Origin of the sequence: Acidithiobacillus sp. (genome assembly GCF_049965315.1) — a bacterium.
Classification (GTDB): Bacteria; Pseudomonadota; Gammaproteobacteria; order Acidithiobacillales; family Acidithiobacillaceae; genus Acidithiobacillus_B.
Window position 1 is genome coordinate 43318 of sequence record NZ_JBMFWL010000009.1, and the last position, 24715, is coordinate 68032.

23 protein-coding genes and 2 tRNA genes are annotated in these 24715 nt (G+C 62.7%); 6 read left to right on the forward strand and 19 right to left on the reverse strand.

Annotated features, from left to right (window positions below; all coding sequences use genetic code 11):
* Positions 1 to 12 precede the first annotated feature (12 nt).
* Both ACP5MM_RS04125 and ACP5MM_RS04130 read right to left on the reverse strand, forming a co-directional pair.
* Entirely contained in the window at positions 13 to 753 is a 741-nt protein-coding gene (locus ACP5MM_RS04125) for a hypothetical protein (protein ID WP_427930821.1), read from the reverse strand.
* 185 nt (positions 754 to 938) lie between these two features.
* Positions 939 to 1256 (reverse strand): hypothetical protein, encoded by a 318-nt coding sequence (locus ACP5MM_RS04130; protein WP_427934150.1) that lies wholly within the window; start codon positions 1254 to 1256, stop codon positions 939 to 941.
* 856 nt (positions 1257 to 2112) lie between these two features.
* Here ACP5MM_RS04130 and ACP5MM_RS04135 point away from each other — a divergent pair.
* Entirely contained in the window at positions 2113 to 2658 is a 546-nt protein-coding gene (locus tag ACP5MM_RS04135) for a hypothetical protein (RefSeq protein ID WP_427930819.1), read from the forward strand.
* Between the two features lie 68 nt (positions 2659 to 2726).
* Positions 2727 to 3644, forward strand: a complete 918-nt coding sequence (locus tag ACP5MM_RS04140) for a lysophospholipid acyltransferase family protein (protein WP_427930818.1) — start codon at positions 2727 to 2729, stop codon at positions 3642 to 3644.
* Positions 3645 to 3838: 194 nt separating this feature from the next.
* Here ACP5MM_RS04140 and ACP5MM_RS04145 read toward each other — a convergent pair.
* The 8 genes from ACP5MM_RS04145 to ACP5MM_RS04180 all read right to left on the reverse strand — a co-directional run bounded on the left by ACP5MM_RS04145 (position 3839) and on the right by ACP5MM_RS04180 (position 9480).
* Positions 3839 to 3915 (reverse strand) — tRNA-Arg (locus tag ACP5MM_RS04145).
* 134 nt (positions 3916 to 4049) lie between these two features.
* A tRNA-Pro gene (locus ACP5MM_RS04150) sits at positions 4050 to 4126 on the reverse strand.
* 36 nt (positions 4127 to 4162) lie between these two features.
* Positions 4163 to 4519 (reverse strand): YtxH domain-containing protein, encoded by a 357-nt coding sequence (locus ACP5MM_RS04155; RefSeq protein ID WP_427933450.1) that lies wholly within the window; start codon positions 4517 to 4519, stop codon positions 4163 to 4165.
* Positions 4520 to 4539: 20 nt separating this feature from the next.
* Complete coding sequence (locus tag ACP5MM_RS04160) at positions 4540 to 6171, reverse strand: alpha-D-glucose phosphate-specific phosphoglucomutase (protein ID WP_427933448.1); 1632 nt, start codon at positions 6169 to 6171, stop codon at positions 4540 to 4542.
* Positions 6172 to 6181: 10 nt separating this feature from the next.
* On the reverse strand, positions 6182 to 6469 hold the full coding sequence (locus ACP5MM_RS04165; protein WP_427933446.1) for a hypothetical protein: 288 nt from the start codon (positions 6467 to 6469) through the stop codon (positions 6182 to 6184).
* A gap of 28 nt (positions 6470 to 6497) precedes the next feature.
* Positions 6498 to 7364 carry a diiron oxygenase gene (locus ACP5MM_RS04170; protein ID WP_427934151.1) on the reverse strand — a complete coding sequence of 289 codons (867 nt, stop codon included), beginning with the start codon at positions 7362 to 7364 and terminating at the stop codon, positions 6498 to 6500.
* Between the two features lie 72 nt (positions 7365 to 7436).
* On the reverse strand, positions 7437 to 8369 hold the full coding sequence (locus tag ACP5MM_RS04175; protein ID WP_427934152.1) for an NAD-dependent epimerase/dehydratase family protein: 933 nt from the start codon (positions 8367 to 8369) through the stop codon (positions 7437 to 7439).
* 4 nt (positions 8370 to 8373) lie between these two features.
* Positions 8374 to 9480 carry an LLM class flavin-dependent oxidoreductase gene (locus ACP5MM_RS04180; RefSeq protein WP_427933250.1) on the reverse strand — a complete coding sequence of 369 codons (1107 nt, stop codon included), beginning with the start codon at positions 9478 to 9480 and terminating at the stop codon, positions 8374 to 8376.
* Between ACP5MM_RS04180 and ACP5MM_RS04185 the strand changes: the two genes are divergently transcribed.
* Positions 9479 to 9739, forward strand: coding sequence for a hypothetical protein (locus ACP5MM_RS04185; protein WP_427933249.1), 261 nt, complete (start codon positions 9479 to 9481; stop codon positions 9737 to 9739). The genes ACP5MM_RS04180 and ACP5MM_RS04185 overlap by 2 nt on opposite strands.
* On the opposite strand, the gene orn is transcribed toward ACP5MM_RS04185, so the two are convergent.
* The gene (orn, locus tag ACP5MM_RS04190; RefSeq protein ID WP_427933247.1) at positions 9736 to 10323 is read right to left on the reverse strand and encodes an oligoribonuclease; all 588 of its coding nucleotides are present in this window, start codon (positions 10321 to 10323) and stop codon (positions 9736 to 9738) included. The two genes, ACP5MM_RS04185 and orn, sit on opposite strands and share 4 nt — an antisense overlap.
* A 153-nt stretch (positions 10324 to 10476) precedes the next feature.
* Here orn and ACP5MM_RS04195 point away from each other — a divergent pair, with 153 nt between their 5' ends.
* Genes ACP5MM_RS04195 through ACP5MM_RS04205 form a run of 3 tightly spaced genes read left to right on the forward strand, consistent with a single transcriptional unit; the run spans position 10477 to position 12848 of the window.
* Complete coding sequence (locus ACP5MM_RS04195; protein ID WP_427934153.1) at positions 10477 to 10809, forward strand: hypothetical protein; 333 nt, start codon at positions 10477 to 10479, stop codon at positions 10807 to 10809.
* A gap of 51 nt (positions 10810 to 10860) precedes the next feature.
* Positions 10861 to 11541: a response regulator gene (locus ACP5MM_RS04200; protein ID WP_427933244.1), complete on the forward strand. Its 681-nt coding sequence runs from the start codon at positions 10861 to 10863 to the stop codon at positions 11539 to 11541.
* A complete protein-coding gene (locus ACP5MM_RS04205; protein WP_427933243.1) occupies positions 11538 to 12848 on the forward strand; it encodes a sensor histidine kinase in 1311 nt (436 codons plus the stop codon). The genes ACP5MM_RS04200 and ACP5MM_RS04205 overlap by 4 nt, the downstream gene beginning before the upstream one ends.
* Positions 12849 to 12911: 63 nt before the next feature.
* Here ACP5MM_RS04205 and ACP5MM_RS04210 read toward each other — a convergent pair whose 3' ends face one another.
* From ACP5MM_RS04210 to ACP5MM_RS04245, 8 genes are all read right to left on the reverse strand, one after another.
* Positions 12912 to 13619 (reverse strand): energy transducer TonB, encoded by a 708-nt coding sequence (locus ACP5MM_RS04210; protein WP_427933242.1) that lies wholly within the window; start codon positions 13617 to 13619, stop codon positions 12912 to 12914.
* Between the two features lie 75 nt (positions 13620 to 13694).
* Entirely contained in the window at positions 13695 to 16532 is a 2838-nt protein-coding gene (locus ACP5MM_RS04215) for a bifunctional YncE family protein/alkaline phosphatase family protein (RefSeq protein ID WP_427933240.1), read from the reverse strand.
* Positions 16533 to 16631: 99 nt separating this feature from the next.
* A complete protein-coding gene (locus tag ACP5MM_RS04220; RefSeq protein WP_427934154.1) occupies positions 16632 to 18848 on the reverse strand; it encodes a TonB-dependent receptor in 2217 nt (738 codons plus the stop codon).
* Between the two features lie 20 nt (positions 18849 to 18868).
* A complete protein-coding gene (locus ACP5MM_RS04225) occupies positions 18869 to 19597 on the reverse strand; it encodes a TonB family protein (protein WP_427933465.1) in 729 nt (242 codons plus the stop codon).
* Between the two features lie 5 nt (positions 19598 to 19602).
* On the reverse strand, positions 19603 to 19992 hold the full coding sequence (locus ACP5MM_RS04230) for an ExbD/TolR family protein (protein ID WP_427933467.1): 390 nt from the start codon (positions 19990 to 19992) through the stop codon (positions 19603 to 19605).
* 2 nt (positions 19993 to 19994) lie between these two features.
* Positions 19995 to 20672, reverse strand: a complete 678-nt coding sequence (locus tag ACP5MM_RS04235; protein WP_427933469.1) for a MotA/TolQ/ExbB proton channel family protein — start codon at positions 20670 to 20672, stop codon at positions 19995 to 19997.
* A gap of 56 nt (positions 20673 to 20728) precedes the next feature.
* Entirely contained in the window at positions 20729 to 22933 is a 2205-nt protein-coding gene (locus tag ACP5MM_RS04240; RefSeq protein WP_427934155.1) for a TonB-dependent receptor, read from the reverse strand.
* A 93-nt stretch (positions 22934 to 23026) separates the two neighbouring features.
* Positions 23027 to 24583: a phospholipase C gene (locus ACP5MM_RS04245; RefSeq protein ID WP_427934156.1), complete on the reverse strand. Its 1557-nt coding sequence runs from the start codon at positions 24581 to 24583 to the stop codon at positions 23027 to 23029.
* Positions 24584 to 24715 lie beyond the last annotated feature (132 nt).

Sequence of the window (24715 nt, forward strand, 5' to 3'; positions counted from 1 at the left end):
ATTGAATGACTATTACCGCAGTGGAGCAGAGTGGCTGTTGCGCGGTCTCTGGTCGCTGGTCGCGACCTTGGCAGAATAACGGAAATAGGCATGAATCCCTTCCATCATCCCGGAGCGCTCGCCTGCCGGAATGGCGCGACAGCGCACCATGTACTCGGCAAAAAACATTGATACCACCAGCATCGCGCTAATGATATTGACCAATAGAAACAATAAATAGTGTGGCACGAATAGCAAAATAACCAGGGGTAGACCGGTCATGGTAGCGAAAAAAATCGTCCAGGCCATCGTCACGCGCCGAGTATAGAGCGCTAGCTGTTCGCTCAAGGGTCCATGGACCAGTTCGGCAATGCGCGATATCATGGGAACATGTCCGGGCAGCAACGTGACGCCGAAGACAGCGGTTAATAGTATGAAAATACCGCTCCTCTGGATCATGTACGCCCAGGTAAGGTAGTGCGTGAGGATGCTGTGGTAATGCCATAACACTATACATGCAGAAACAATACCGGAAAACCAGATAATTGGGTAATGCGTCTTCCACGACATAAATATCAAAATGATAATGGCAGGGGAGAAGGCGGCAAGAACTGTTAATCCGCCCGATCGGGTCGCGGGGGGTTCTAGGTAGGTGAGTGCTTGGTAACCGATAAAAACAAGCAAGGAAAATACCGCGCCATGGAAAGCTGTAAACCTGCTAAATGGTGAAATCCGGGAAAATAATTTGATGGCCTTGCTACGCAAACTTCTCACATACCGTTCCTCCCAAGCGTAAAGATTGACGTTCGCTCTTGGCATTTCCGCTTGCAGCTTTCCGCGTGGAACCGCTGTTTGCCCCTGTATGGTTCCTGATTGTTTGATAGATCAACAACACCAATGCCCTTTCCCTGGAAAGATGGGCGAAGCGCCGCCCTGGCCGAAATTCGCCTGGAATCCCGTTAGTTCTGACTTTTTGTATTTCCAGTAGTGCCCGTATCCCCCTTGACAGCCCGCCAAAATTCAATCGCCCCCGCCTTCGCCGCGTGGCCGATGTCGACCGCCTCATGGGCGATGCCAAGCCCCACATCCTTTCCTGTCTGGCCGATCTTGTGAACCGTTGAACCAACCGTCTGCCCGGCCTGCTCGGCTCCCTGTTTAAGATCCGTATTTGCTGCATAGACGGTGACCGGGGCGAGGGCCGAGACCAGAAATATGCATGCATACGTCAACTGCGCAGCAGTTGCCGTCTTCCCCTTGATGTGATTGGTCGTTACCATGTGTCCTTGCATCGCAATGCACCTCCTGAGCAGCTCACCTAAACTTTGGCGATCATATCGTCCCTACAAGTTATCGTTCTTGAAGTCGTGATCTCTATTTGGCGCAAGTGTTCGCCAAAGGCGTGTTTTCTCCAATGCTGATTAGAGGCTTTCATCTGCTGAAGCGTCGCTGGCCGAGCCCCAAGGACACGGATCATCCCTGCCAGGGCTCCCTCTCCGATGCGTCCAGATGGACGATGCCCGCGTCCGTACCTCGGCCAACCTTTCGCAGTAATCCTACCCCAGAATCGGGGCTGGTTCCAACCGGAGCGGCGCGAAAACGCACCATTCTGGGGAATGAACTGGTCCCGCCTAACAGGTTCCGCCGAGCGTGATATGGAGTTCCGCGATGCCGCCGGCCAAAGGAAGGCGGCATTGGGGCCCGCCCAAAGGCTGGCGCACTACAAGCACGACCTGCTGTCCGGTGCTGCGGGTTTGGGGCGCCTGAGGCGGCCTTCATCGCCCCGACTGAGCGGGCACAGGGATTCCGCGGATCTGGGCATGGCCCCATTGGGCGCCTCTTCGCGCACCGAGCATCGGCTATCCACGCCGGCAGGAAGCCCGAAGAAGCAGCATTTCCCGCCCGGCGGCGCATGGAATCCATCTTCGGCTAGAGGAAGAGCGACGGCGGCATGTCCAAAACCGGTTTCCGCGGTTTGTGGTTCGCTGGCCTACCATGTCCTGCGCAGCGTCCGACCCAGCGCCGGCCGATGGAAATATGATCGGTCTAAAATTCGGAAAAGCGTGCAATTGGAAGAAAAATAGAGGAGAATACGCTCAGGTTGATTGAGCTGATGCGGTGTTAAAGGAGTACCTGATGAAGCCTATAAGAGTATTGTTGGCGAGTATCACGGCCATGCTGTTGCTGGGCACTTCTTCTGCCTATGCCCTGTCTTTAGATCAGCTCGCCCGGATGAGCCCGAGTCAAAAGAAACAGGCCCAGCAGTATTTTCGCACCCATTCTCTGGGATTTTCGTCCATCTTCAAAAGATATCATCCGGGACCCTACTGGATCCTGGAAAACAAAGCTGCGCTTCATTTGACACCCGGGCAAATCCGGAGGGAAGAGCAGCTCAAGGACGAGATGGCTATGCACACCATCGCGGATGACCGCGCTTTGCAGCACGCCTATGGCAAGTACGCAAAGGATGCCTCTGCCGCGCATCCCGCATTAGCGACGATACAAAACGACATCATCCGCGTTGGAAAGGCAGAAACGCGCTTGGCAGGGGAAATGGTTCCCTATCATCTCCAGGGCTATGCGTTGCTCAATCCGGCGCAAAAAGCCACCTACACCCAATTGGCGGCCAAGACCTGGGCACAGCATCACAGGACGCCTGACAAGCCAGCGGGCGCCCAATAATCGGTCAGAGGTCATCGTGTGAACTGCCGGGTATCGCATGCCCCGCTACCTGGCCACCTGGGGGATGGATGGGCGCCATAAAAGGCTGGTCGGGCACATGGAAACAGCGGCTGGGTACCCTGGGGGTTATCCTTCTGTTGCGGCTGACGGCGGCGCTGCCCAACGGCTGGCGGTCGCAGATGGGCGGATTGCTGGGGATTCTGGTGATGACCCTGCTCGGCAAAACCCGGCGCGTGGTGGATATCAACCTGGCCATTGCCTTTCCCGACTGTCCGGAGAGCCAACGCCGACGACTGCGGCGGCGAAATTTTCAGGAGCTGGGTCGCACGGCCCTGGAGCTTGGACCTCTTTGGTCGCGGCCATTGCCCCAATCCTTGGCCATGGTGCGTGAGGTGGCGGGCGCGGAGGCCGTGGATTCTGCCCTGGCCCTGGGGCGAGGGGTGATCCTCTTTACGGCTCACCTTGGCCCCTGGGAGGCGGCGGTACTCTATACCGGGCAACGCTGGCCCATTACCGGCATGTATCGGGCCCTGCGGAATCCCGGACTGGATGCCGTGATGCGCCGGGGCCGGGAGCGCAGCGGCGCCCGGCAGTTGAACAAGGAACAGGGCATTCGCCCGTTGTTCCGAGCCCTCAAACGGGGGGAGGTGATCGGTATCCTGACGGATCAGAATGTCGACCCCAGGGAAGGTGTTTTTGCGCCCCTTTTCGGCCGTCCTGCCTGCACCACGCCTATCCTGGCGCGTCTGGCGGCGCGCGACACGGTTCCCGTTTTCGGCATGTTCGCTTATCGCCTGGCGAACGGTGCAGGTTTCCGTATCGAATTCGTACCCATGCCGATATCTTTCCCCTGCGGGGACGACGTGGCCGACGCTGCCGGCATGAACGCTCAGCTAGAAGCCGCCATCCGCAAAGCGCCAGAGCAGTATTGGTGGGTGCATCGTCGCTTCAAGGACCAGCCAGCCCTGAGTCCGGTACCCTATTGAGCGGCAAGAGGCGATGATTCGCAACATGCTGGACGTGCCGTGGGCTTGATCCTGTTCTCGCTCACGATCAACAAACCATTCCCGGGGATTCCGCGTTGCCCACGCCATGGTGCATTGCTTCCGTCAAAGGCCTGCTAAAAACGAAATGGACAGGAAGTCACCCTAACCATAATCAGTCAACCATCTGTTTCATATGGTGCGCCCGACAGGAATCGAACCTGTAACCTACGGCTTAGAAGGCCGTTGCTCTATCCGGTTGAGCTACGGGCGCGTGCTGGGATGATTTTAGGGGAAAGGGGCCGGGAAGGAAAAGGTGCCTGGTGGGGGTTGGCTCGGGGTCGGGAGGGCGCGCCTCAAGGCGCTGCAACACAGTCAGCCCAAAAACGCGGCTAAGCCTTTGATAGTTGGTCGGGGCGAGAGGATTCGAACCTCCGACATCCTGCTCCCAAAGCAGGCGCGCTACCAAGCTGCGCTACGCCCCGACGTGCCTCGCAGGATATAGGCAGAGGAGAGTCGGGTCAATCCATCCGGGCGAGGCGGTGGCGCAGGCGTTCGAGTTCGGCGCGGGCCAGGGAGATGCCGTCATTGAGGCGCTGGCGTTCCTTTTCGCTGAGTTCCTTGCCCTTTTTCACCAGTTCTTCGCTATAGATGGCGATGGTATCGAGGAGTTCTTCGACGCGCTCGTTGATGTTTTCCTGGGAGGCGATCACCCGATCCCAGGCGCGATTGGCCTGACGGCGGATCTGCTCGCGGGTGCGCTGGCCGGGTTGGGGGGCGAAAAGCAGGGCGACGACGGCGCCGGCTGCGGCGCCGGCGATGAGGGCAATGCCGATGGCGCTATAGCCGAGGGAGGTGTCACTGTCATGATCCATCATGGGAGGGCTCCTTTTTCAACTCAGGTGACGACGGTGGGCGCCTTGCGGCCGGTGAGGGCTTCCATGCGGGTGAGCCCGCGGCCGAGGGAGATGAGATCGCGCAGGGCGCGCTGCGGGTCCTGCTGCTGGCGCGCCGGATCGATTTCGTACTGTTCGTGATAGATGCGCAGGGTGGCGCCTTCGGTGCCGGTTCCGGAAAGGCGGAAGATGAGGCGGCTACCGTCGGTGAAGCGCAGGCGCAGGCCCTGATGGAGGCTTTGGCTGCCATCGACGGGGTCGGTATAGGCAAAGTCGTCGGCGCTGTCCACCGTGTGGCCGGCGAGGGTTTGCCCGGCCAGGATGGGGAATTGCGCCGCCAGCGCGTGCATCATTTGCGCGCCCACTTCCGCCGAAAGATCTTCGTAATCATGGCGGGTGTAGTAGTGGCGGCCATGGCGGGCCCAGTGGGCGCGAACGATTTCGGCTACGCTCTGGCCATGGTGTGCGATGATGGACAGCCAGGCGAGCACCGCCCAGAGCCCGTCCTTTTCCCGGATATGGTTGGAGCCGGTGCCGAAGCTTTCCTCCCCGCAAAAGGTGATGCGCCCCGCGTCCAGGAGATTGCCAAAGAATTTCCAGCCGGTGGGGGTTTCGAAGCAGGGGATGCCGAGGGCCTTGGCCACCACATCGGCGGCCTGGCTGGTGGGCATGGAGCGGGCGATCCCCCGCAGACCGTCGCCATAGGCGGGGATGCAGGTGGCCTGGGCGGCGAGGACGGCGAGGGAGTCGCTGGGAGTGACGAAAAACTGTTTGCCGAGGATCATGTTGCGATCGCCGTCGCCATCGGAGGCGGCCCCAAAGTCGGGGGCATCGGCGCCGAAGAGTTCGTCGGCCAGGGCTTTGGCATAAACGAGATTGGGATCGGGGTGGCCGCCGCCAAAGTCGGGCAGGGGGGTCCCGTTGACTACTGTGCCCATGGGGGCGCCCAGGCGCTTTTCAAAGATCTCGTGGGCGTAGGGGCCGGTGATGGCGTGCAGGGCGTCAAAGCGCATGCGAAAGGGCCCTTGCAGAAGCCGGGCGAGGGCGTTGAAGTCGAAGAGGCGCTCCATGAGGGCGGCGTATTCGCTGACGGGGTTGCTGACCTCGACGGTCATGGCGCCCAGCCGGGTTTCGCCTTCGTGGTCGATGTCGATATCGGCGGCATCGAGGATCTGGTAGGCGCTGAGGACCTTGCTGGCGGCCCAGATGGCCTCGGTGACGGATTCGGGGGCGGGGCCGCCGTTGCCGATGTTGTATTTGACGCCGAAGTCATGCTCCGGGCCGCCGGGATTATGGGAGGCGCTGAGGATGATGCCGCCAAAGGCGTGGCGGGCGCGGATGACGGTGGAGACGGCGGGCGTGGAAAAGAGCCCGCCCCGGCCGACGATGACGCGCCCCCAGCCATTGGCGGCGGCCATCTTGAGGATGATCTGCACGGCTTCGCGATTGAAATAACGGCCGTCCCCACCCAGGACGAGGGTTTGGCCCTCGTGGCCGGGGAGGGCGTTGCAGATGGCCTGGATGAAGTTGTGCAGGTAGGGCGCCTGTTGAAATACCCGCACCTTCTTACGCAGGCCCGAGGTCCCGGGGCGCTGGTCGGGGAAGGGCTGCGTGGGAATGTGCAGGACTTTCATGCCGAGGCCTTCAGTTGTCGAGGGGGATGTCGAGGATGGTGGTTTCCCGGGCGGCATCGGTGCGGATCCACAAGGTATAGCCGCCCAACTGCCAAGTGCTGACCACTACGCCGCCTTCGGCAATGGCGCGTTCGCTGGCGGCGATGAGATCGGCTTCCATGGACGGATCCCAGTCACCGGTGACATGGCGATAGATCAGCTCTTGCGGGTCGGTGCCGCCGGCGCCCAGCACTTCTTGCGCATCCGGGGAGGCGAGGATGGTGCCAGGGTGAAAACGCATCTTTTGGGGAGTATTCATAAGGGCAGTATAGCATCCGGAAAGGGGGTCATAGGAGAAAACCCTGATTGCGTAAAAAATCCCGGCTGGGGGCGGCGCAGGTGTTCATGAGGGCGATGCGATGGGGATTACGGCGCGCCCGGCGGGCCCAGAGCTGCGGATGGCTTAGTCCCGCCGCAGCATAGACCTGAACCGAGGGGAAAAAACAGGTGCGCAGGAATTGGCGCATGACTTCCCGCAGCAGGGGGGCCACGGCGCGTTTCTGCCAGGGACGCAAGTGCTGGCTGCGGGTCTTGATGGTGGTGCGGGCGAAGGCCATGTGGCGGGCCTCTTCGCGCATGTGCAACTGGGTAATGGCGAGCACGGCGGCCGGCAGCGTCTTGTGGGCGAAGATGAGGCGATTCATGCGGTCGGGCACGTTTTCGCCGATGAGGATGGTGGCCCAGAAGGCGGCCGAGCGCTGGGGGGCGAAGCGGGCGAAGAGCCGGGCCAGAGGCGGGCGCTCGCCAAGGGGGGTCATGAAGGGGATCTGGGAGCGCCTTTGCAGTTCCAGAAACATGAGGCTGTGGCCGACCTCCTCGCGCAGTTCATGCAATTGGTAATGATAGCTGATGGGATCGTGATACAGCTCGTTGAGGGAGTTGCTGCCCAAGCGCTGGATGAACAGGGCTTCCAGCCACAGGCCCAGTTCGCAAAAGGAGACGAATTCGCACTGGGACAAACGCAGGCGATCCTCCTTGGAGAGATCGGCAAACTCGGAGGTCCCATAGAGGGAGAGGAGTTCGTCGGGGAGCCAGGGGGCGTCAGGATCCAGGCTCTCCCAGGGAATGCTTTGCACCGGATCGCGATAATGGCTGCTGTGCGCGCCCAGCCGGGTGACCAGGGCGTCGTGGTGGGTCTGGACCTGAGCCTTCATGGAAATGTGCCGAGCAAAGTTCATGAGGCATTCTGCCACGCTGCGGGCGTGGGTCCAAGGGCGTTAGGCGGGTTATTTTCCGGCCCGGACCCGGGCAATGGCGGCGGCCACGTCGTAGCGGGCTTGCCAGGCGAGTTCCGTCTCCGCCCGCTGGGTAGCGACGACCAGGGGATAGCGCAAGCCCCGGAGCCAGCCGGGATCGCCCAGGGCGTCGGTGAAGGGCCAGACCACGCGGTGCAGGCCGTGGGCCAGGGCGATGGGGATCGGCAGGGTGATGCGGCGGCGAATTTCGTGCCAGGGGATGGGCTGGGGAGCGGCGATGTTGAAGATGCCCATTTGACCATAATGAAGGGCGGCGAGGATGGCGCTGACGGCGTCCTCCTCATGAATGCACTGGATGCGCAGGTCGGGGTCGGCCAGGCGCAGACCGATGGGACTGGCGGCAATGGCATTGACCAGGGCTTGGCCATGGGGGCCGATCACGGCGTGGAGGCGCAGGCGGGTAACGGCGAGATCCGGGTACTGGCGGGTGAAGATATCCAGCCATTGCTCCACGGCGGCCTTGTCTTCGCTGTAGGCAAAGCCCGGCTGGGGACGGCAGGGCTGGGTTTCGGGGATGAGGGCGGGGTTGTCGGGCCAGGCCCCATAGGCGGCGACGCTGCTGGTATAGACGACTTGGCGCACGCCCGCCTGCCGGGCGGAGCGAAAGAGATTCCGGCTGCCGCCGACATTGATGGCGCGCATGAGGGCGCGGTCGCGGCGCTGGCGGCCCAAGGACTGGGCGAGGACGATGAAGGCGAGATGGATGACCGCGTCTGCGCCCTCCAGGTGGCGGGCCAGGCCCGGGTCGCGGATGTCGGCCTGGACCGGCGAGAGGCGGGGATGGGTGAGGAGGGGGGGGTGGCGGTCGAGGGCGACGACCCGGTCGATACGGGGGTCCGCCAGCAATGCCGGCAGGAGGGCGCGGGCGGTATGTCCGGCGGCGCCGGTGACGAGTACGCGCACCGGTTCAGGCGGCGTCGGCCGCGCTCGCGCGCAGGGCGGGCAGGACTTCCCGGGCGAGGAGGTGCAGGGAGCGCTGGGCGACGGCCGTGGGCACCATGCCGGCGCCCACGGCGAGGATGAGGCGGTCCACCCCGGCGCGGGCGTAGCGGGAAAGCTTTTTGCGGCATTCCTCCGGATCGCCCACCACCACCATGCCCATGCGCTCCAGCAGCGGCAGGGTGAGGGTGCGGCGCAGGAGGGGTTCGAGGAAGCCCAGGCGATGGTAGTATTCATAGCTGTCGCGCAACTGGGCGAGGACGGGGCGGGTCTGGTCGAGGAGGCGCTGGTAATACCAGTGAAAGCCTTGGGCCAGGCGCCGGGCCTCGTCCCCGTCCTCCAGGCACAGGCAGCCGATGGTCATGGCGAAGGCGTTATTCAGCCCCGCTGCCGGCGCGCCCCCGCCGTGGGCTTGGCGCCAGGCGCGGCGATAGGCCTTGAGGTCCTGTTTGATGAGAAACCACGGCTTGAAAGGGCCCGCCAGCACGCCGATGCCTTCCTGCGCGGCCCAGGTGAAGGTGGGCGGGCTCACGGCGGCGGTCCACAGGGGCGGGTGGGGGCGTTGGAGGGGCTTGGGCAGGATCTCGATGTCGTCAAACTGATAAATCCTGCCGTGGTGGCTGAAGGCCCCTCCCGGCGCGGCGCGGAGGATGGCCAGGCCCTCCTGCACATGGGCGCGGCTGTCCGCCATCTCCGCGCCGAAGAGGGCGTATTCCTTGGGCGAGAAGCCCCGGCCCAGGCCCAGATCGAGGCGGCCGTTGCTGAGGATGTCGAGGGCGGCGCTGCGTTCGGCAACGCGCACGGGATGGTTGTAGGGCATGACGACGACGGCGTGACCGAGGCGCAAGTGTCGGGTGCGCTGGCTGGCGGCGGCGAGGAAGGTTTCGGGGCTGCTGGAATGGGAGTATTGGCGCATGAAATGATGCTCCACCAACCACGCCCCGTGGAAGCCCAAGTCGTCGGCAAGGCTCAGTTCGTCGAGGGTTTCGTGATAAACTTGCGCCTCGCTGCGCCCCAAATGTTCGGGTACGGCCAGTTCGTAGAAGAGATCCACATCCATTTCGGGAGCCCCCATGAAGCCCATCGTGTCGCCACCGCCGACGCCGCCGCAAGTTGCGGAGCGCCTGGAGATCGCCATCTTAACATCGGAGCAGATGCGCCTGCACTGGGAGGAGGAGGGGACCGCCATGCATTACCTGGAGCTGGTCCTGCCCTTAGAGCTGGAAGCCACGCCGGCCGGCGACTATTTGCGTTGCCGGGTCTTGGCGGAGGGTATCGAAGTCCGGGTGCGGGTGGACCTCATCCACAACCTGCCCATGCCGGTGAAGGATTAGGGGACGTCCACCTCAGCGCTGTTGCCAGCCGTTTCCACCCCGCTGATGCGGAATATCCGGGTCCGATAGTAGGCCAGTTCGGCGAGGGATTCGCGAATGTCCGAGAGGGCCTCGTGGCGTTCGCTCTTGGGGAATTTGGGCAGTTCGGGATACCAGCGGTGGGCCAGTTCCTTCAGGGTGCTGACGTCGATCATGCGGTAGTGGAAGAAACGCTCCAGATGCGGCATGTGGCGGGCGAGGAAGCGGCGGTCCTGGCAGACGCTGTTGCCGCAGATGGGAGAGGTGCCGGGGGTAACGTGGGCACTGAGAAAGTCGATGGTCTGGGCCTCGACGGCGGCGGTGTCCAGGCGGCTCTCCCGGACGCGGCCGATGAGGCCGGAGGCGCCGTGGGTGCGCCGGTTCCAGTCGTCCATGCGCGCCAGGACGGCCTCGTCGTGATGCACGGCGAGGACGGGTCCTGCGCAGAGGACGCGCAGGTCACTATCGGTGACCAGGGTGGCTATTTCGAGAATCTCGTCCTGTTCCGGGTGCAGGCCAGTCATTTCCAGGTCGATCCAGATCAGGCGCTGGGCTTTGACGTCCATGGGGAGTCCTCTGTGATGAGATGACGTCATTCTAGCATAGAGCCCCGCGGGCATAAAAAAAGGCGAACTACAGGAGTTCGCCTAATAGCCGCAAAACAACCGCTACAACCACTACAACCGCTACCACTACAAAAATCGGGCTGAACCGCCGACTTGTTGGCCGCCGCCCTTGCCGAAGGGGGTGCCTACTCTTTCATGACGCTCCGCTCATTTTCAGAAGATCTGGGATCGCTGTACCGCGATGGAAGAGAGATTACCGGTAAATTGTTTCTGGAATATTTCCTGGATGAATGGAGTTGGGTGTTGTCGGCGGCATTGGTGCGCATGGATCGGGCCATTTCCCCTTGCCGGGTAGCGATGCCGTTGACCATTGCCTTCCGGGATACGGCAGGGCTAAGGAAGGTGGCTGCTGCCGGCATCAAGCTGCTATTTTTCCTCATCTTATGCTCCTCCTATTGGAGAGAATGGGCTGTCGCCGTGCCGTGATCTTGCTAAGATTAGAAGAGAATAATTTCAGGAATGTTTCCGGGGGTTTCCATGGCGGTGGTCTTGATAGTGGACGATGATCAGCGGCTGGCGCAGATGCTCCAGGAATATCTGGAGGGGCAGGGCTTCGGCGTGCGGGTGGCCCATGGCGGGCAGCAAATGTGGGCGGCCCTGGCGGAGGCGCCGGTGGATGTCATTGTTCTCGACTGGATGTTGCCGGGGGCCGATGGCATTACCCTGGCGCGGCAACTGCGGGAAAGGGGCGGGCCGCCCATCCTCATGCTCTCGGCCCGGGGTGAGGACGATGAGCGCATCATGGGCCTCGAAAGCGGGGTCGACGACTATCTCGCCAAGCCCTTCAATGCCCGGGAGCTGGTGGCGCGCCTGCGCGTCCTCCTGCGCCGCGGCGGAAGGGATGAAAGCGGGGACCAGCTCAGCTTCGGCCCTTTCCGCCTGGATTTCCTGGAGCGGCGTTTGTACCGCCATGGCGAGGCGGTGGATCTCAACCCGGCGGAGATGGAGCTGTTGCTGGTCTTTGCCCGCCGCCCGCGGCGGGTGCTGAGCCGGGAGCTTTTATTGCAATTGCTCGGTGGTGAGGAGGATGGCCGCTTCGACCGGAGCATCGATGTGCGCGTCACCCGCCTGCGCCGGGTGCTGGAGGAAAATCCGCGCCAGCCCCAATACTTGCTCACGGAGCGCGGGGCGGGCTACCGCCTCGTGCCGCAGCCGTGAGGATTTTCCGGGGACGCAGTCTTTTTGCCCAGACGGCCTGGACCCTGGGCCTGGGTATCGTGCTTTTGCAGGTCTTGAGCGTCGTCATCATCGTGGTGACCGTGCTCTATCCCTTGACGCAGCGTTCGGCGGAGGATCTGGCGGGCCTTATCCTGATCAGCGCCAAGACCTATGTGGAGTTGCCCGCGGCAGCCCGCCCGGCCTATCAGGAGAGCTTGCAAATGGACAATGGCCTGGTCCTGGAACCGGCACGGGGAAACCTGACGGGCACCCGCGCCGTCCATCTCTATGGCACCCTCCTGAGCCGCGCCCTGAGCCGGCGCCTGGCCATGCACATCCCCGTATTCGTTCGCAGCGGGGCGGCACGCACCTTCTGGGTGCAGATTCCCATGGACGGGGAAAGGATCTGGGTGCACTTCGATCGGCGGCGCTTGGCCAGTTCCCTGCCCGTGGCGATCATCTTCATCCTGACCTTCTCGACCCTGGCCCTGGTGATTCTGACCATTGTCCTGGTGCGTCGGGTGCTGCGTCCTTTGGCCATCCTGTCCACGGCGGTGGGCCAATCCTGGAATGCGCCGTTGCCGGAACTGCCGCGGGAGGGGCCGCAGGAGCTTCTGGACCTCATTGGCGCCTTTGCCCGGATGCGCACGCGCCTGCAGGCCATGGTCGATCATCAATCGCTCCTGTTGACGGGCATCTCCCACGACCTGCGCTCACCCCTGGCGCGCCTGCGCATGGCCTGGGAGCTCCTGCCGGAGGACGTTCCCCCCCATCTGCGCGAAGGAATGTTGCAGGATCTGGAGCGCACGGAGTCCCTCCTGGCTCAGGCCCTGGCCCTGGGGCGGGGGATGATGCATCGGCGGGCGGCGGACTTTGATCTCGGTGTCTTGCTGCGGGAGTTGACAGAAGAGTTCGGGCGGGCGGGCGGCATTTGCTCGGCCAGGATTCCCGAACATTTCCCTTTCCGTGGCGATCGGGAGGCCCTGCGCCGTTTGCTCGGCAATCTTTTCGACAATGCCTTGCAACATGGCGGCGGGCAGGTGGGTCTACGTCTGGAAAAGGCCGGGGGGCGCTGGCTTCTCATCCTTTGCGATGCCGGCCCCGGCATACCAGAGGCGGTTCTGGAACAGGTCTTCGAGCCTTTTTTCCGCTTCGACAATGCCCGCGGGCACAGCAAGGGCAGCGGCTTAGGCCTGGCCATCGCCCGCCAACTGGCCGAGGCCCAGGGAATGCTCCTGCGTCTGTATAACGCTCCCCAGGGTGGACTTTGCGCCGAACTGTCCTGGCCCATCCGGCGCTTTCAATAACCGGGTCCGCCGGCAGGCATCTCCCATTGCCGGCGCAATTCCCGCCAGTTGCCGAATCCGGGATCAATCCCGGTGGAGGCGGAATTCGACCCAGACCGTGAGGGTGAAGTTTTTGCCGGTCAGGTCCCGGGGGGTGCCAGGCAGAGAGGCGTTTTGCAGGGCGGCGATGGCGGCCCGGTCAAAGACCTCCATGGCCCCGTGGCGGAGGATCTCGACATCGCCGATCTGGCCGTCGTGGAGGAGGAAACGCAGTTGGACCTTGCCTTCCTCGCCGAGCATGCGGGCGTTCTCGGGGAAGCGCACGGCGGCCTGGATGGCGCCCTTGACCTGGGCGAGGTAATCCTCGCGTACCGCCGGATCGACGAGGGACGGGCTGGGTGGGGGCGGCGCGGGTGTTTCCGGTGCGGGCGGGGCCGCCACCGGGCTCGGCACGGGCGATGGGGGCAGCACCTCCTTGATCGGTTGAGGCGGCGTGGGTTGTGGGTGGGGCTTGGGTGTCATTTTCTGAAGCACGGGTTTTGGCGTCTCTTCGACCTTGGGCTTTGCTGTCGGCGTAGGGGGCGTCACCGGCTTGGCGGGGGGTTCCGGTGTAACCAGGGCGATTCGCATGGGCGGCAGAGCGGCCTGGACGGGGTGCTGATGGTGGATACTGTAGAAGACGGCGGTCAAGGCGAGGATCTCTACCAAAAGGGCGAGGCCAAGGGCTCGCTGCATGGCCTTGCCCTCTCCGGAAAGCCGATAACCGGGCATCTGCGCAAGTTCTGGAGTCATCTTTTTTGATTCCGTTCGTATGAACTGATGGGGATAAACATTTTTTGCGTCAACCGCCATGCTCATGTGCATCGCTCAATTGGGTTGCGGCGCGTGCATGATGCCTTCCCAAAGGATGCGATTATATTGGGCAGTATCAATGCGGTCTTCGGCCGAAAAATCCATTCCCCGGGTTTTTGCGGCCCAGTATTTCCCGTCGTGCAAAGGCCGCAAATGGCTTTGGGCGCTGCTGCAGGATCGATATCTGGCTGGCCAGCGGCTGGCGAGGGCGGTGCTGTGCAGCATCCCCGAGGGGCAGGCCTGGAAGCTCCATTGCTTTTGCCGGGGATCGAAGATGTCGCTCATCGGGCGGGCGGCGCCGTCCAGGGCGCTCAGGGGCGGCAGTCCCAGCACCATCTCCATGGTGCGCAGCAGGTTGAGGGTGTTGTAGGGGGTGGAAAGCACCGCGCCTTGCTTCACATAGGGGCCGACGACGAAGGCGATGCTGCGGTGGGCATCCACATGGTCCGGGCCGTCCTGGGCGTCATCTTCCACCACGAATATCAGGGTATCCCGGGCGTAGCGGCTATGGGCGATCCGCTCCGCCAGCAAGCCGACGGCAAAATCATTGTCTGCGACCTGGAGTTCCGGCGTGTTGACGCCATCCATGGCTTGGGCAAATTTCCCCGTATGGTCATTCATGAAGCGTATGAGCGAGAGGGCGGGCAGTTTGCCATTGCGTTCATAGGCGCGGAATTCCCGCTCCCATTCCCGGTAGCGATAATAATCCGGGTAGGCGTTATCAAAGCTGCGGAAAAAGGGATCGGTATGGGCGGCGAGTTCCGGATTGGCCGGATAGGCCTGGATGATCTGGTCCTGGTAGGGGTGGCGCGATAGGGGGATCTGCTTGCTGCCGGCCCCATAGCGTTCCAGGTCCACAAAAAATCCATAATTGCGCAGGCTGAGTCCGTGGCGCAGGGCGGCGCTCCACAGATAACCTTGCTGGTGCCGTCCGGCGGCGCTGTCCGGTGCGGCAAGGTCGGCGGTCCCTGGCAGAAGGTCCGGGTCCTCGGGGGTGTCGGGATTGGCCGCGCGCCGTTCTTTCCCCTCCAGGCCCACATTGACATTGCGATTGGTGCCTTCCCAATCGTAGGAACCGCCGCCTTGGGCATAATTGTTGGGCAGCATTTTGCTGTTGATGTCCGACTCCCGGGCCGCGGTGGACCAGGCCCAGCCATCGCCGCTCACTTCCCCCGTATCCAGAAAGTGATCGAGCAGGACAAAATCCAGGGCGAAGCGATGCTGGTTGGGGGTCACGGCCCGGGGAAATTCGGTGAGGGAGGGGTCGCCGTTGCCGCGGGGAAGGTCGCCCAGCACCTGATCGTAGGAACGGTTTTCCTTGACGATATAGATGACGTGCCGGATATGCCGGTGCAGGAAATCCATGACCTGCCGGTCGGTGCGGGAAAGGAGGGCGGAATGGTTGTTTTTCAGGACCACCGAGGTCATGGATGGGAGGTCCACCTTGGCCGGGTGCGGAATCTCCTGCAGGCCCGAAAGGGAAAGTTGCAAAATGTATTGATTGGGTTGCGGCCGGACGGGGGACGAGGCGATGCAGCCATGGCGATAACCGGAGCAATATCCCGGATTGGCTCCGGGAACGGATTTATTGTTGATCACCCAAAGGGCGTCGCCGGCCGGTGCCGGGACCAGATCCTGCGGCGACCATGCCGTTGGCAGGAGGCCGAGGCTGCGCGGCATTGCTCCCGTCAGGGAGAGCACGGCTACGGCATTCATCTGGCCCAGGGTGGCGTAAAGCCGCCGATGATCCGGCGAGATGCCGAGGGCGTTGGCCGACCAGCCCAGATTTTCTTCGCCCGGGGAAACTCCCGGGGTCCCGGTGCGGTGCGCCTCCTCCGGAAGCAGGCCGACCTGACCCTGTAACTGGAGTTTTTGGGTGTCGATGACGGCGATGCTGTCGCGGTTTTCCATGGCCACGTAGAGCCGCTGGCGGGCCTCGTCCAGGATCAGGCGGTTGGGATTCCCCGGCGTGGCGATGCGGGCGACGACCTGCGGATCGTCGTTGGCGGTGTCCATGACGACGATTTCGCGGTCGCGCATGCTGGAGACATAGGCGCGCTGCCGCTGATCCATGACGATCCAGAAGGGGCTTTCCCCCCCGGCCTGTCCGTGCCGCCCTTCGCTGGGGCCGGGACGCAGGTCCATGTCCCGGAGAACGCGGCGTTGGTCCAGGTCGATCATGCTCACCGAATCATTGTAGAAATTGCTCACGAGGAGGCGCTTGCCGTCGGGGCTGAGGGCGAGGCCGGCGGTGAGGGGCTTGACGTGGAGACCAAGGCCGGACCGGTGTCCGAGAGGGATGGGATGGCCATCGGCCCGCCACGATCCGGAGGGCTCCGTTTTTTTGAAAATCAGCACGTTGTCATCGACGCCGCCGCCCACATAGAGGGTTTTGCCGTCCGCCGACAGGGCCATGCCGCAAAAGCTGTTGTCGATGGGCAGGACCTGGACGGTTTGCGGCTGGTGAGGGTCGGAGACGTCCTCGATGATCACGCTCTGCCGTGAATGCCGCGCCGACGGCTGGCCATGGGCATCGGCGTTCAGCTTGAATCCGGAGGTCAGGATCAATAAATAGTGCCCGTCCGGCGTCGGTAATGCGCTGACGGCACCCCGCGCATAGACCGGCGCAGCGCCGCCATCGGTCCTGAGGCGATCCCAAAACCGGGAGCCGGGGGCGGCCTGTGGCGAAATACGCTGACCGGTGGGCAGCACTGCTGCCTCCGCCCTTGCGCTTTCGCGGTGACCGGCACTGGACGGCAGCCCATCCTTCCCGTCCATTGCGCTTTGCGCTGCGGCAGGGCCGGCCAGGAGGGCAAGGGCGCCGGACAGGAGGAATAACAAGGTGCGATGCATGAGCAGTCTCCAGTATCTTCGCAGATGTTTCGGCACGTAACGCAACTTGGGAAGGCGATGCGGGCACGCGGCGATGGCCTGTCGGTGCCCGGGAATGCATCAGAAGGTACCGCTCACCGTACCGAAGACCTGACGTGGCGCGCCGTTTTGCAGGGTCCAGAACGTGCCCTGCGGATCGGAGGAGACAAAGCCGTTGGTGCCGATGGTGGCCCAGTAGTTTTCGTTGAGGAGGTTGGTGATGTTCAACTGGAAGCGCAGTTCCTGGAGCCCGAGGACGCGGCGCAGGCGGTAGCCGGTGCTGAGGTCCGTCAGCCAGTAGCCCGGCACTTTGGCGTCATTGGTGTAGGTGTAATAGCGTTCGCCCGCATATTTTGCGCCCAGGCGGCCGAAGAAACCGGCATGTTCATAGGCGAGCTGGGTGGCAAACATCAGGCGCGGGGCATCCACGACATTTTTGCCGGCGGCCCGTACCAGGGTCGTGCCGTCCAGGTAGTCGGACTGGTACTTGGAAGAGGTATAAGTCAAGGAGTTGTACCAGGTCACATCCCGGATGGGCGACCATTGAAAGGCGCCTTCCACGCCGCGGGTATGCACGGAGCCGACGTTGGCCATGGTGGAGGGGCAGCCGAGGATGCCCGCGCACTGGGAGATGCTCAGCAGGCGGTTGTCAAAGTTGACCAGATAGGCATCCAGAGACGCCTGGAAATCGCCCCGCTGGGTCTTGATGCCGATATCCAGGGTCTGGGAAGTTTCCGGCTTGAGGCTGCCGGAGGTGGCGTTGAAAGCGGCCGGGGTGGTGGAGAACGGTCCACTAACGCCCGGCTGAAAGGCGCGCATGTTCTGGGCGTAGGAGAAAAAAATGTTCTCCGAGGGGGTGAGCTGATAATTCAGGCCCACCTGCGGCAGGAGGCCGCGCTGGGCGCTGATGGAACCAGCAGCGCGATTGCCCACCAGGGAGCTGGCATCAATGTTCACATGGGGGCTTTTGACGCCCAGGGTCACTTTTAGCCGGTCGTTGAAGAAGGTGGCCTGATCCTGGGCGAAGAACTGCCAGGTGGTGGTGTTGAACTGCTGCAAGAAAGCCGTGGCAAAGGGGTTGCTGAGGAAATGATCGTAGGCATTGATGTCGCCGGAGGTGATATTGTAGTAATTCCGGGCAAGCTGATGTTTGTTGTATTCATACCAGAATCCGGCGCTGAGTTGGTGATTGTTGAGCTGCGCCACCAGCGAAGAGATGACGCCGCCCCGGCGGATGCCATATTCCGTGGTGCGGATGGATATGGGCAGGCCCGATGGGGAGGGCACATAAGGGGTATACCAATGCCCTTGCCCATCATTGTGGTGATAATAGACGGTGGTATCGAGCCGGGCGATGGCGGAGAGCTTGAGATTGGCGTTCACATAAGCCAGTTCGTCGTTGCGCAGGCCGCGAGCGAAATAATAGGCATCGTCAACGCTGGTCACGCCGCCGGTAAATATGCCCTTGGCGGCGTTGATGGCGCGCTGGAAATCCGGGGCATAATTGTCCCAGTTCCAGCCCAGACGCCGCTGGGAGTCGAGGGAGAGATCGGCGTAGTCGCTTTCATCACGGCGGGATATGTCGACAAAAGCCGTGATCTTGCTCTCGCCGAAGAAGTGCACGATCTTGGCGTTGAGCTGTTTTTCGCTTTGCGGGCCATAGCCTTTCCATTTGTCGGCGCGGCTGTAGAGCAGGCTGACGAAGGCCTTGGTCTGGGCGCCCATGTCGCCGGTATCCAGGCGCAGGAAGGTGCGGCTGGAGTTGGCGCTGCCATAGGTCTCGGCCAGGGTCACGCCGAAGCGGTTCTTGGGATCGACGGAAAAGAACTGAACGCTGCCGCCCAGGTTGCTGGTGGAGGCCGTGCCGGTATCGCTGGCCCCCTCGGAGACGCTGACCCGGCTGATGTTTTCCTGGCTGATGGCGCGCCCGATGGAAAGGCCGTTGTTATTGCCGTAGCTCTGATCGCCCAGGGGCAATCCGTCCAGCGTGAAACCGAGCTGGTTCTGGTTGAAGCCACGGATGCTGAAGCGGCTGGCCCACTCGTAATTGCCGAGGGGGTCTGATGAGGAAAAGAATACGCCGGGTAGCTTCTGCAGGGAGGCCAGGGGGCTATATCCCGGCGGGGCCTCACTGAGTTCCGAACGGGTCATGGTCAGGACCTGCCGTGTTTCCTTCTGGCCGAATACCGAGACATCGTCGGTTTTGACCGGATCATCGGCAAGGGCCGGAACGGGGCCGATGAAGGTGGCGGCCAGGATGGCCTTGACGATGGCGCGTGGTGTCACGATGTGCTTCATTGTTAGCTCCCTCGGTGATGTCAGTCGTCCAATGCGAAATGCACGGTGGTGGTGAAGGTCTTGCCGGGTGTTCCGGGCCAGAGGCCGGGGGTCATGGCGTCAAAGCGGCTGGCGCGCAGGGCCTTCAAGGCGGCTGCGTCGAGCAGCCGGAAGCCGGAGGACTGGAGGATCGATGCCTCCACCACGCTGCCTTGCCGGCTGATGGTGTAGGCGAGGACGACGTCGCCGGTCATGCCGAGCTCCTTGGCGCTGGCGGGATAGACCTTGTGCTTTTCGATCTCGCCCGCCACCCTGCCGGCGTATTGTCCCTCTCCGGCCCGGTCCTCCCCGGGCCCTGGGTCGCTTTTGACCGGGGTGGCGTTCTGGACGGGCGGGGCGGCCACGGGCGACGGATCGGCTGGCGCGACCGGCATGAGACTCGGCGCCGGGGCGGTCGGCCGCGCTGCCTCCACCGGCTGGCGGACGGGCTGCGGAAGGGGTTTCGCGACCGGTTTCGGCGTGGGCTTGGGTGCCGCCTTGGGTTGCGCTGCCGGTTTTTGTGGCGGTGGGATGACCCTGGCCGGCTCCGGAGCGATCAGCGCCAGTTGCATGGGAGGAATGGACGGGGACGGCGGTTTTTCCTGACGGAAGAAAAACGCCATGTTGCCGATTACCAGCAGTTCCACTGCCATGGCGGCCAGCAAGGCCCGCCGCAGCAGGGGGCCTTCCTCCGGGGTGTGGAACAACGGGGATGCGAGGGCAGTGGTCAAGATCCCTACTCCGGCTTGGCCGCCAGGCCGATGGCGCTGACGCCGGCGTGGCGGCAGGCGTCCATGACCTTGACCAGGGCCTGGATGTCGGCGCCCTGGTCGGCGGCGATGGTGACCTGGGTCTCGGCGGGATTGCCCTGGCGGAGCCTGGCTTCCAGGTCCGGCAGGCTGACGGCGCGGCCGTCCAGCTCTACTTCACCGGACTGGCGCAGGGTGAGGACGACCTTGGGCTTGGGCAGATCGCGGGCGGTGCTGGAGCCGGGCATCTGCGCGGGCAGCCCCTGGGTGGGGATCATGTGGATCGTCACCATGATGAAGAAGATCAGCAGGAAGAGCATGATGTCGATCATGGGGATGATCTCCACCCGCCCCTTGCGCATTTCCAGATATTGCATGCTCAGGCCTCCGCGGCGGCGTAAATGAGGGGCTGGGCCTCGCTGTGGATCAGGGCGTGGCTGTGATCGAGGCCCTCCAGGCGGTTGATGAGCATGGTGCGCAGGGTCTCCATCTGGTGAACGACGTAGCGCATGCGATTGTGCAGGCCGTTGAAGGCCACCAGGCCGACGATGGCGATGACCAGTCCGGCCGCGGTGGCGAGCAGGGCTTCCGCCACGGAACCGGTGATGAGGGTGGGGTTCTGGGCGGCGTTGTTCAGCACCTGGAAGGCGTGGAACATGCCGATGATGGTGCCCAGCAGGCCCAGCAGGGGGGCGAGGGTGACGGTGGTGTCAAGTATCCACAGGCGCTTGTCCAATACCGGCACCTGCCGCATCACTGCTTCCTGGAGGATCTCAGAAAGGCGTCCGCTGTCTTTGATGTGCGGGAAACGCACCGGCCCTTCGAGGATGGCGCGGAAGGGGAAGGCGCTCTTCTCGGCGATCTCCGCCAGGGCCCGTCCCTGCAGGTTGGGCAGATCTTCGACGGCCAGGGCCGCCTCATTGCCCAGGCGCACCATGCGATTGAGAAAGAGGAAGCGCTCGATGCTCACGGTCAGGGCAATGAGCAACAGGATGGGCATGAGGTAAAGGATGCCGCCGGACATGGTGGCGACGTCGGCAATTTGGGTCCAGTTCATGAGCTAACTCCACTTGAAAAAAGGGGGTGTCCCGGGCGGAACACCCGTCCGGCTTGTTAGAAGGTGGCCTCCAGGGAGGCATAGACGTTGGTGGGCAGGTTGAGCTTCCTGTTGGGATTGCCCGAACTGCCGGTATAGCTCTGGATATAACTGCGATCGAAGAGATTGTTGAGATATAGGCCGGCGCTCACGCTCTTGAAGCCCAGACTCCGGCCCAGGGGCGCATTGCGGAAGGTGTAGCGCAGGCTGGCATCGGTGTAGAAGCGGCTGCCCAAGGGCAGGAAGCTGCCGCCCAAGGCATAATAGGCGTTGCCGATCTGATTGACGCCGATGCTGCCGCGGAAGCCGCGGTAACGCACGATCAGGCCCGCCGCTTCGGTATGATGGGGCGCATAGGGAAAGGGCTTGCCGGCCGATTTGAGCCGGGCGTCGAGGAAGCCGAAGTTGGCGTAGGCGCTGAAAATGTCATTGATGACAAAGTTGTTCTGCCAACTGATGCCCTGGTTGATGGCGGTGCCGGCGTTGGCGAGGACCGTCTGGTTGATGGCGCTGCCGGGAAGGACGACGGTGGTGGAGAGGATGTAGTTCTGGAAATCCACGCGGAAGAGATCCAGCGCGCCCGACCACACGCCCGTATCCCAGATGGTGCCGATATCGTAGGTGTTGGCCTGTTGCGGATTCAGGCTGGCATTGTAGGTGCCGGTGTAGAATTGGTTATAGCCGGGAGGGTTGCTGTTTTGGGTGAAGTTGGCATAGACATGCCAGCCGTCCAGGATGCGATAGTTGACGCCAAGGGAAGGTAGTACGGAGCTGAAGGTGGCGTTGAACTGCCCCGGTTTGCCCTGGGCCAGGGCGGTATCGTCGCGGAAGTCGCGGGTGGCATAGAGATATTTGACGCCGGCGCTGAACTTGAGGCGGTCCATGGGCTGGTAGCTGAGGGCGACGTAGGGCTCATAGGTGTCGGTGACCACCGGTTCGAGGTAGCTGGAGCCGACATAGGTGCTGCCGTTGTAATACTGGCTGTCGTGGGTGGTGTCGTTGTGGTTGAACCAGAAACCCAGTTCGGTGGCCACCGGCCCGAGGGGAAAGCTCATGCGCAGGATATTGCCCCAGCGATCGGTCTGGTTGACGTTGTGACGCTGCAATACGCCGTTGCTCGGCGGGGCGGCGCGGACAATGCGGCCATTGGGCGCCAGTACGGTTTGGCTGAAGGTGCTGGCGCCGGCGCTAAAGCCATTGCCATAGTAGTAAAATTGATTGGAGAATTTGACCGAGGAGAATTGCGCCTCATATTTGGCATAGCTCAGCCAGTTGAGGTACTGATTGTAATTGTAGCCGGTGTAGGCGGCGTTGGGTTTGCCGTTGGCGAGGAAGGGCTGATCGGTATTGCTGTTGTAGTCGCGCCCGTACTGGGCGATCTGCGCGGCCGTGGCGCCGTTGTAATAATTGAAGCGCTGGTTGTTCTGACTGAAGAACAAGGTGAGCTGGCCGGGCCCGATTTGCGAAACCGACTTGAAGAGGAACTGGTTTTGTACTGATGGATTGTTCTGGAAATAGCCATCCCGCTGGTTTTTGTTGAAATAGACCCAGGCGGAGGTGGGGGCAATGTTTTGCAGGAAAAGGCCGGTATTGATGAGTCCGCCGGCATTGTGTTTGCCGAAGGATCCGATCCCGGCCAGGGGACGGACAAAGGGGTGGGGGGAGGGCTGGAGGCTGTAGGTTTCCACGGAACCGCCGAAGGCCGCAAGTCCCGGTATGGCCGCCGATTCGGCGCCGGGGTAGTACCTGGTGCCGGATATCAGGCGGCTGGGGATGAATTCGTTGCTGTAGAAGGTGTAGCTGTCGTTGTCGTTGAGTGGTATGCCGTCCAGGGTGAAATTGATGAGCTTCTTGTCGAAGCCATTGATGTATATGTCATCGCCGTCCATGCTGTCGCCGCTGCTGACGACGAAGGTGTTGGGCATGTTGCGCAGGGCCTGGGTGTAGGAATCGGTGGGGGTGATGAGCTCGAATTGCCCCTTGGTGATGAGGGTTTCGGCGTTGGTGGCGTCCTTTTGGAAGCGCTGGATCTTTTTCAGGTCTTCGCTTGGCGTCTGACCGATGTTGCCGACCGGTGCGCTGCCGAAAAAGTCATTGGCGGCAGCGGCCGTACCGGTGACGGTGCCGAGGGATTCCTCGGCGGCAAGGGCTGCGCCGCTGCTGAGGGCAAAAACGGCAAAGGCTACAGCGCTGCGCAAGGCAGTGGAGTGCATCTTGGTCATGGTCGCTCCCTATCTGGGGTGTCAAATTTTCTAATTGATCAAGGTGATACGATAATCGTGCTCCTGCCATCCACAGTTCAGGGCTATCTTCCGTCAGATAAACGCCGGGTCCCGCGCTTTCCCGCTGAAATCCAGTCCATCCGTCAGGGCATAGGCCGCGGCGTCCCGTTCGTTCAGGGGCGGGAGCTGGAAGCGCGTTTCGATGAGCCGGAGGATGCCGGTGGTGTCGGCGATGCGGTGGTCCACATAGCCGGGACGCGCCCAGGCGCTCACGAGCAGGGCGGGGACGCGGGTGCCGGGGCCGAAATAATCCCGCGCCGGCGGGGGGACATGGTCCCAGAAGCCGCCGCCTTCGTCGTAGGTGACGAGGACCAGCGTGTGCGGCCAGGCGGGGCTTTTGGCGAGACTGTTGAGAATGCCTTCCACCCAGTCCATGCCCCAGCGCGGCGCGGAGTCGGCCGGGTGTTCGTTGTGGCCGGCGGATGCCTTGAGGAAACTGACGGCGGGTAACCGGCCGGCCTGGAGATCGCCGAAGAAATCGCTGACGTCGCGGAGGTGGCCGCCCTGGACGTAGGCCTTCCAGCGGGCGAAGTACTGGAAGGGATTGTGGTGGGGGACGTAGAGTTCCCCGGTATCGACGATGGCCGAGCCGTCGCCGGGTCCGAAGGCGTCCTTCATGGCCCAGGGTTTTACCCGGTCCCAGCCTTCCTGGTACCAGGCCCAGGGGACGCCGGCGGCATCGAGGCGGTCGCCGATGTTGGCAAAGTCCTGGGCGGCCGGATCGGGGGCGATGGCGAGCTTTTCCGGGATGGCGTCCGTGGGGCCCTGCAAGGGCGGCAGGTTGTTGATGAGGTAGCCCGCCTGATTATAGGGCAGATCAACATAGGATAGGTCTTTGGGCACGCGCCATTCGCGGGGCGCCTTGGGATCCTGGCAGGTACGGGCGGCGGCGAGGAAGAGGGCGTTGCCGGTGGAGCCGCCAAACATGGCCTGATGAAAGTGATCGAAAAGGACGTAGTGGTCGGCGAGGGCGTGGTAGAAGGGGAGGTCCTGGCGGGTGTAGTAGCCGAGGACGGCGCCGCTGGGCCGCGATACGGAGTAGGCGGCCTGCATGCTGTCCACGTCGGAAATGGGGGCGTGGTCCAGAGAGAAATGGCCTTTGCTCAGGGCCATGCCGACAAAGCGATCCATCTTGCCGCCGTTGGCCTCCCGCTGCATGCGAAAAAAGAGATGGGCAGGGTCCCAGGGGATGTTCTGGTCGGCGGGGACGTAGGGGCCGAGGGCGAAGGGGCGGTTGGGCAAGAGGCGGCGTTGCAGGCTGGGCAGTTCTTCGGGCATGGGCAGCGTGGAGTAGGGGATGCCCGCCGGATTCTTCTGCAGATTGTCGAAGGCGGCGCTGATTTTGCCGTCGGGCCCGAGGAGGTTGGCGACGGCGGCGCCACGCGGGTGCCGGTACGCCCCGAAGTAGTGGTCGAAGCTGCGGTTTTCCTGGTAGATGACGACGATGTGGCGGATGCGCTGGCGCAGGCCGGCGATTTGGTCGTTGTTTTCCGCCGCGGCCAGGGCGGAGAGGGAATGGCTGGTCAGTCCTGCCGCGCCGCCCGCGCCCAGGGCTTGCAAGAATTGACGGCGACTCCAATGTTGCATCATCACGCTCCCTTATGGACTGCTTTATTTCGAAGAGCGTAACAGGCGAGTGTGACCGTTTTGTGAACCTTGCATGAACTTTTTGTGACAATGTTGCTGGAATGTTTCTAATGGATGGGACGGGGTACGGATTGT

Bases quoted from the DNA above. Each gene is read 5' to 3' on its own strand.
- ACP5MM_RS04130 (WP_427934150.1), bottom strand. From the start codon at position 1,256: ATGGTAACGACCAATCACATCAAGGGGAAGACGGCAACTGCTGCGCAG.
- ACP5MM_RS04135 (WP_427930819.1), top strand. From the start codon at position 2,113: ATGAAGCCTATAAGAGTATTGTTGGCGAGTATCACGGCCATGCTGTTG.
- ACP5MM_RS04140 (WP_427930818.1), top strand. From the start codon at position 2,727: ATGGGCGCCATAAAAGGCTGGTCGGGCACATGGAAACAGCGGCTGGGT.
- ACP5MM_RS04155 (WP_427933450.1), bottom strand. From the start codon at position 4,519: ATGATGGATCATGACAGTGACACCTCCCTCGGCTATAGCGCCATCGGC.
- ACP5MM_RS04160 (WP_427933448.1), bottom strand. From the start codon at position 6,171: ATGAAAGTCCTGCACATTCCCACGCAGCCCTTCCCCGACCAGCGCCCC.
- ACP5MM_RS04165 (WP_427933446.1), bottom strand. From the start codon at position 6,469: ATGAATACTCCCCAAAAGATGCGTTTTCACCCTGGCACCATCCTCGCC.
- ACP5MM_RS04170 (WP_427934151.1), bottom strand. From the start codon at position 7,364: ATGAAGGCTCAGGTCCAGACCCACCACGACGCCCTGGTCACCCGGCTG.
- ACP5MM_RS04185 (WP_427933249.1), top strand. From the start codon at position 9,479: ATGAAGCCCATCGTGTCGCCACCGCCGACGCCGCCGCAAGTTGCGGAG.
- ACP5MM_RS04180 (WP_427933250.1), bottom strand. From the start codon at position 9,480: ATGGGGGCTCCCGAAATGGATGTGGATCTCTTCTACGAACTGGCCGTA.
- orn (WP_427933247.1), bottom strand. From the start codon at position 10,323: ATGGACGTCAAAGCCCAGCGCCTGATCTGGATCGACCTGGAAATGACT.
- ACP5MM_RS04200 (WP_427933244.1), top strand. From the start codon at position 10,861: ATGGCGGTGGTCTTGATAGTGGACGATGATCAGCGGCTGGCGCAGATG.
- ACP5MM_RS04210 (WP_427933242.1), bottom strand. From the start codon at position 13,619: ATGACTCCAGAACTTGCGCAGATGCCCGGTTATCGGCTTTCCGGAGAG.
- ACP5MM_RS04215 (WP_427933240.1), bottom strand. From the start codon at position 16,532: ATGCATCGCACCTTGTTATTCCTCCTGTCCGGCGCCCTTGCCCTCCTG.
- ACP5MM_RS04220 (WP_427934154.1), bottom strand. From the start codon at position 18,848: ATGAAGCACATCGTGACACCACGCGCCATCGTCAAGGCCATCCTGGCC.
- ACP5MM_RS04230 (WP_427933467.1), bottom strand. From the start codon at position 19,992: ATGCAATATCTGGAAATGCGCAAGGGGCGGGTGGAGATCATCCCCATG.
- ACP5MM_RS04235 (WP_427933469.1), bottom strand. From the start codon at position 20,672: ATGAACTGGACCCAAATTGCCGACGTCGCCACCATGTCCGGCGGCATC.
- ACP5MM_RS04240 (WP_427934155.1), bottom strand. From the start codon at position 22,933: ATGACCAAGATGCACTCCACTGCCTTGCGCAGCGCTGTAGCCTTTGCC.
- ACP5MM_RS04245 (WP_427934156.1), bottom strand. From the start codon at position 24,583: ATGATGCAACATTGGAGTCGCCGTCAATTCTTGCAAGCCCTGGGCGCG.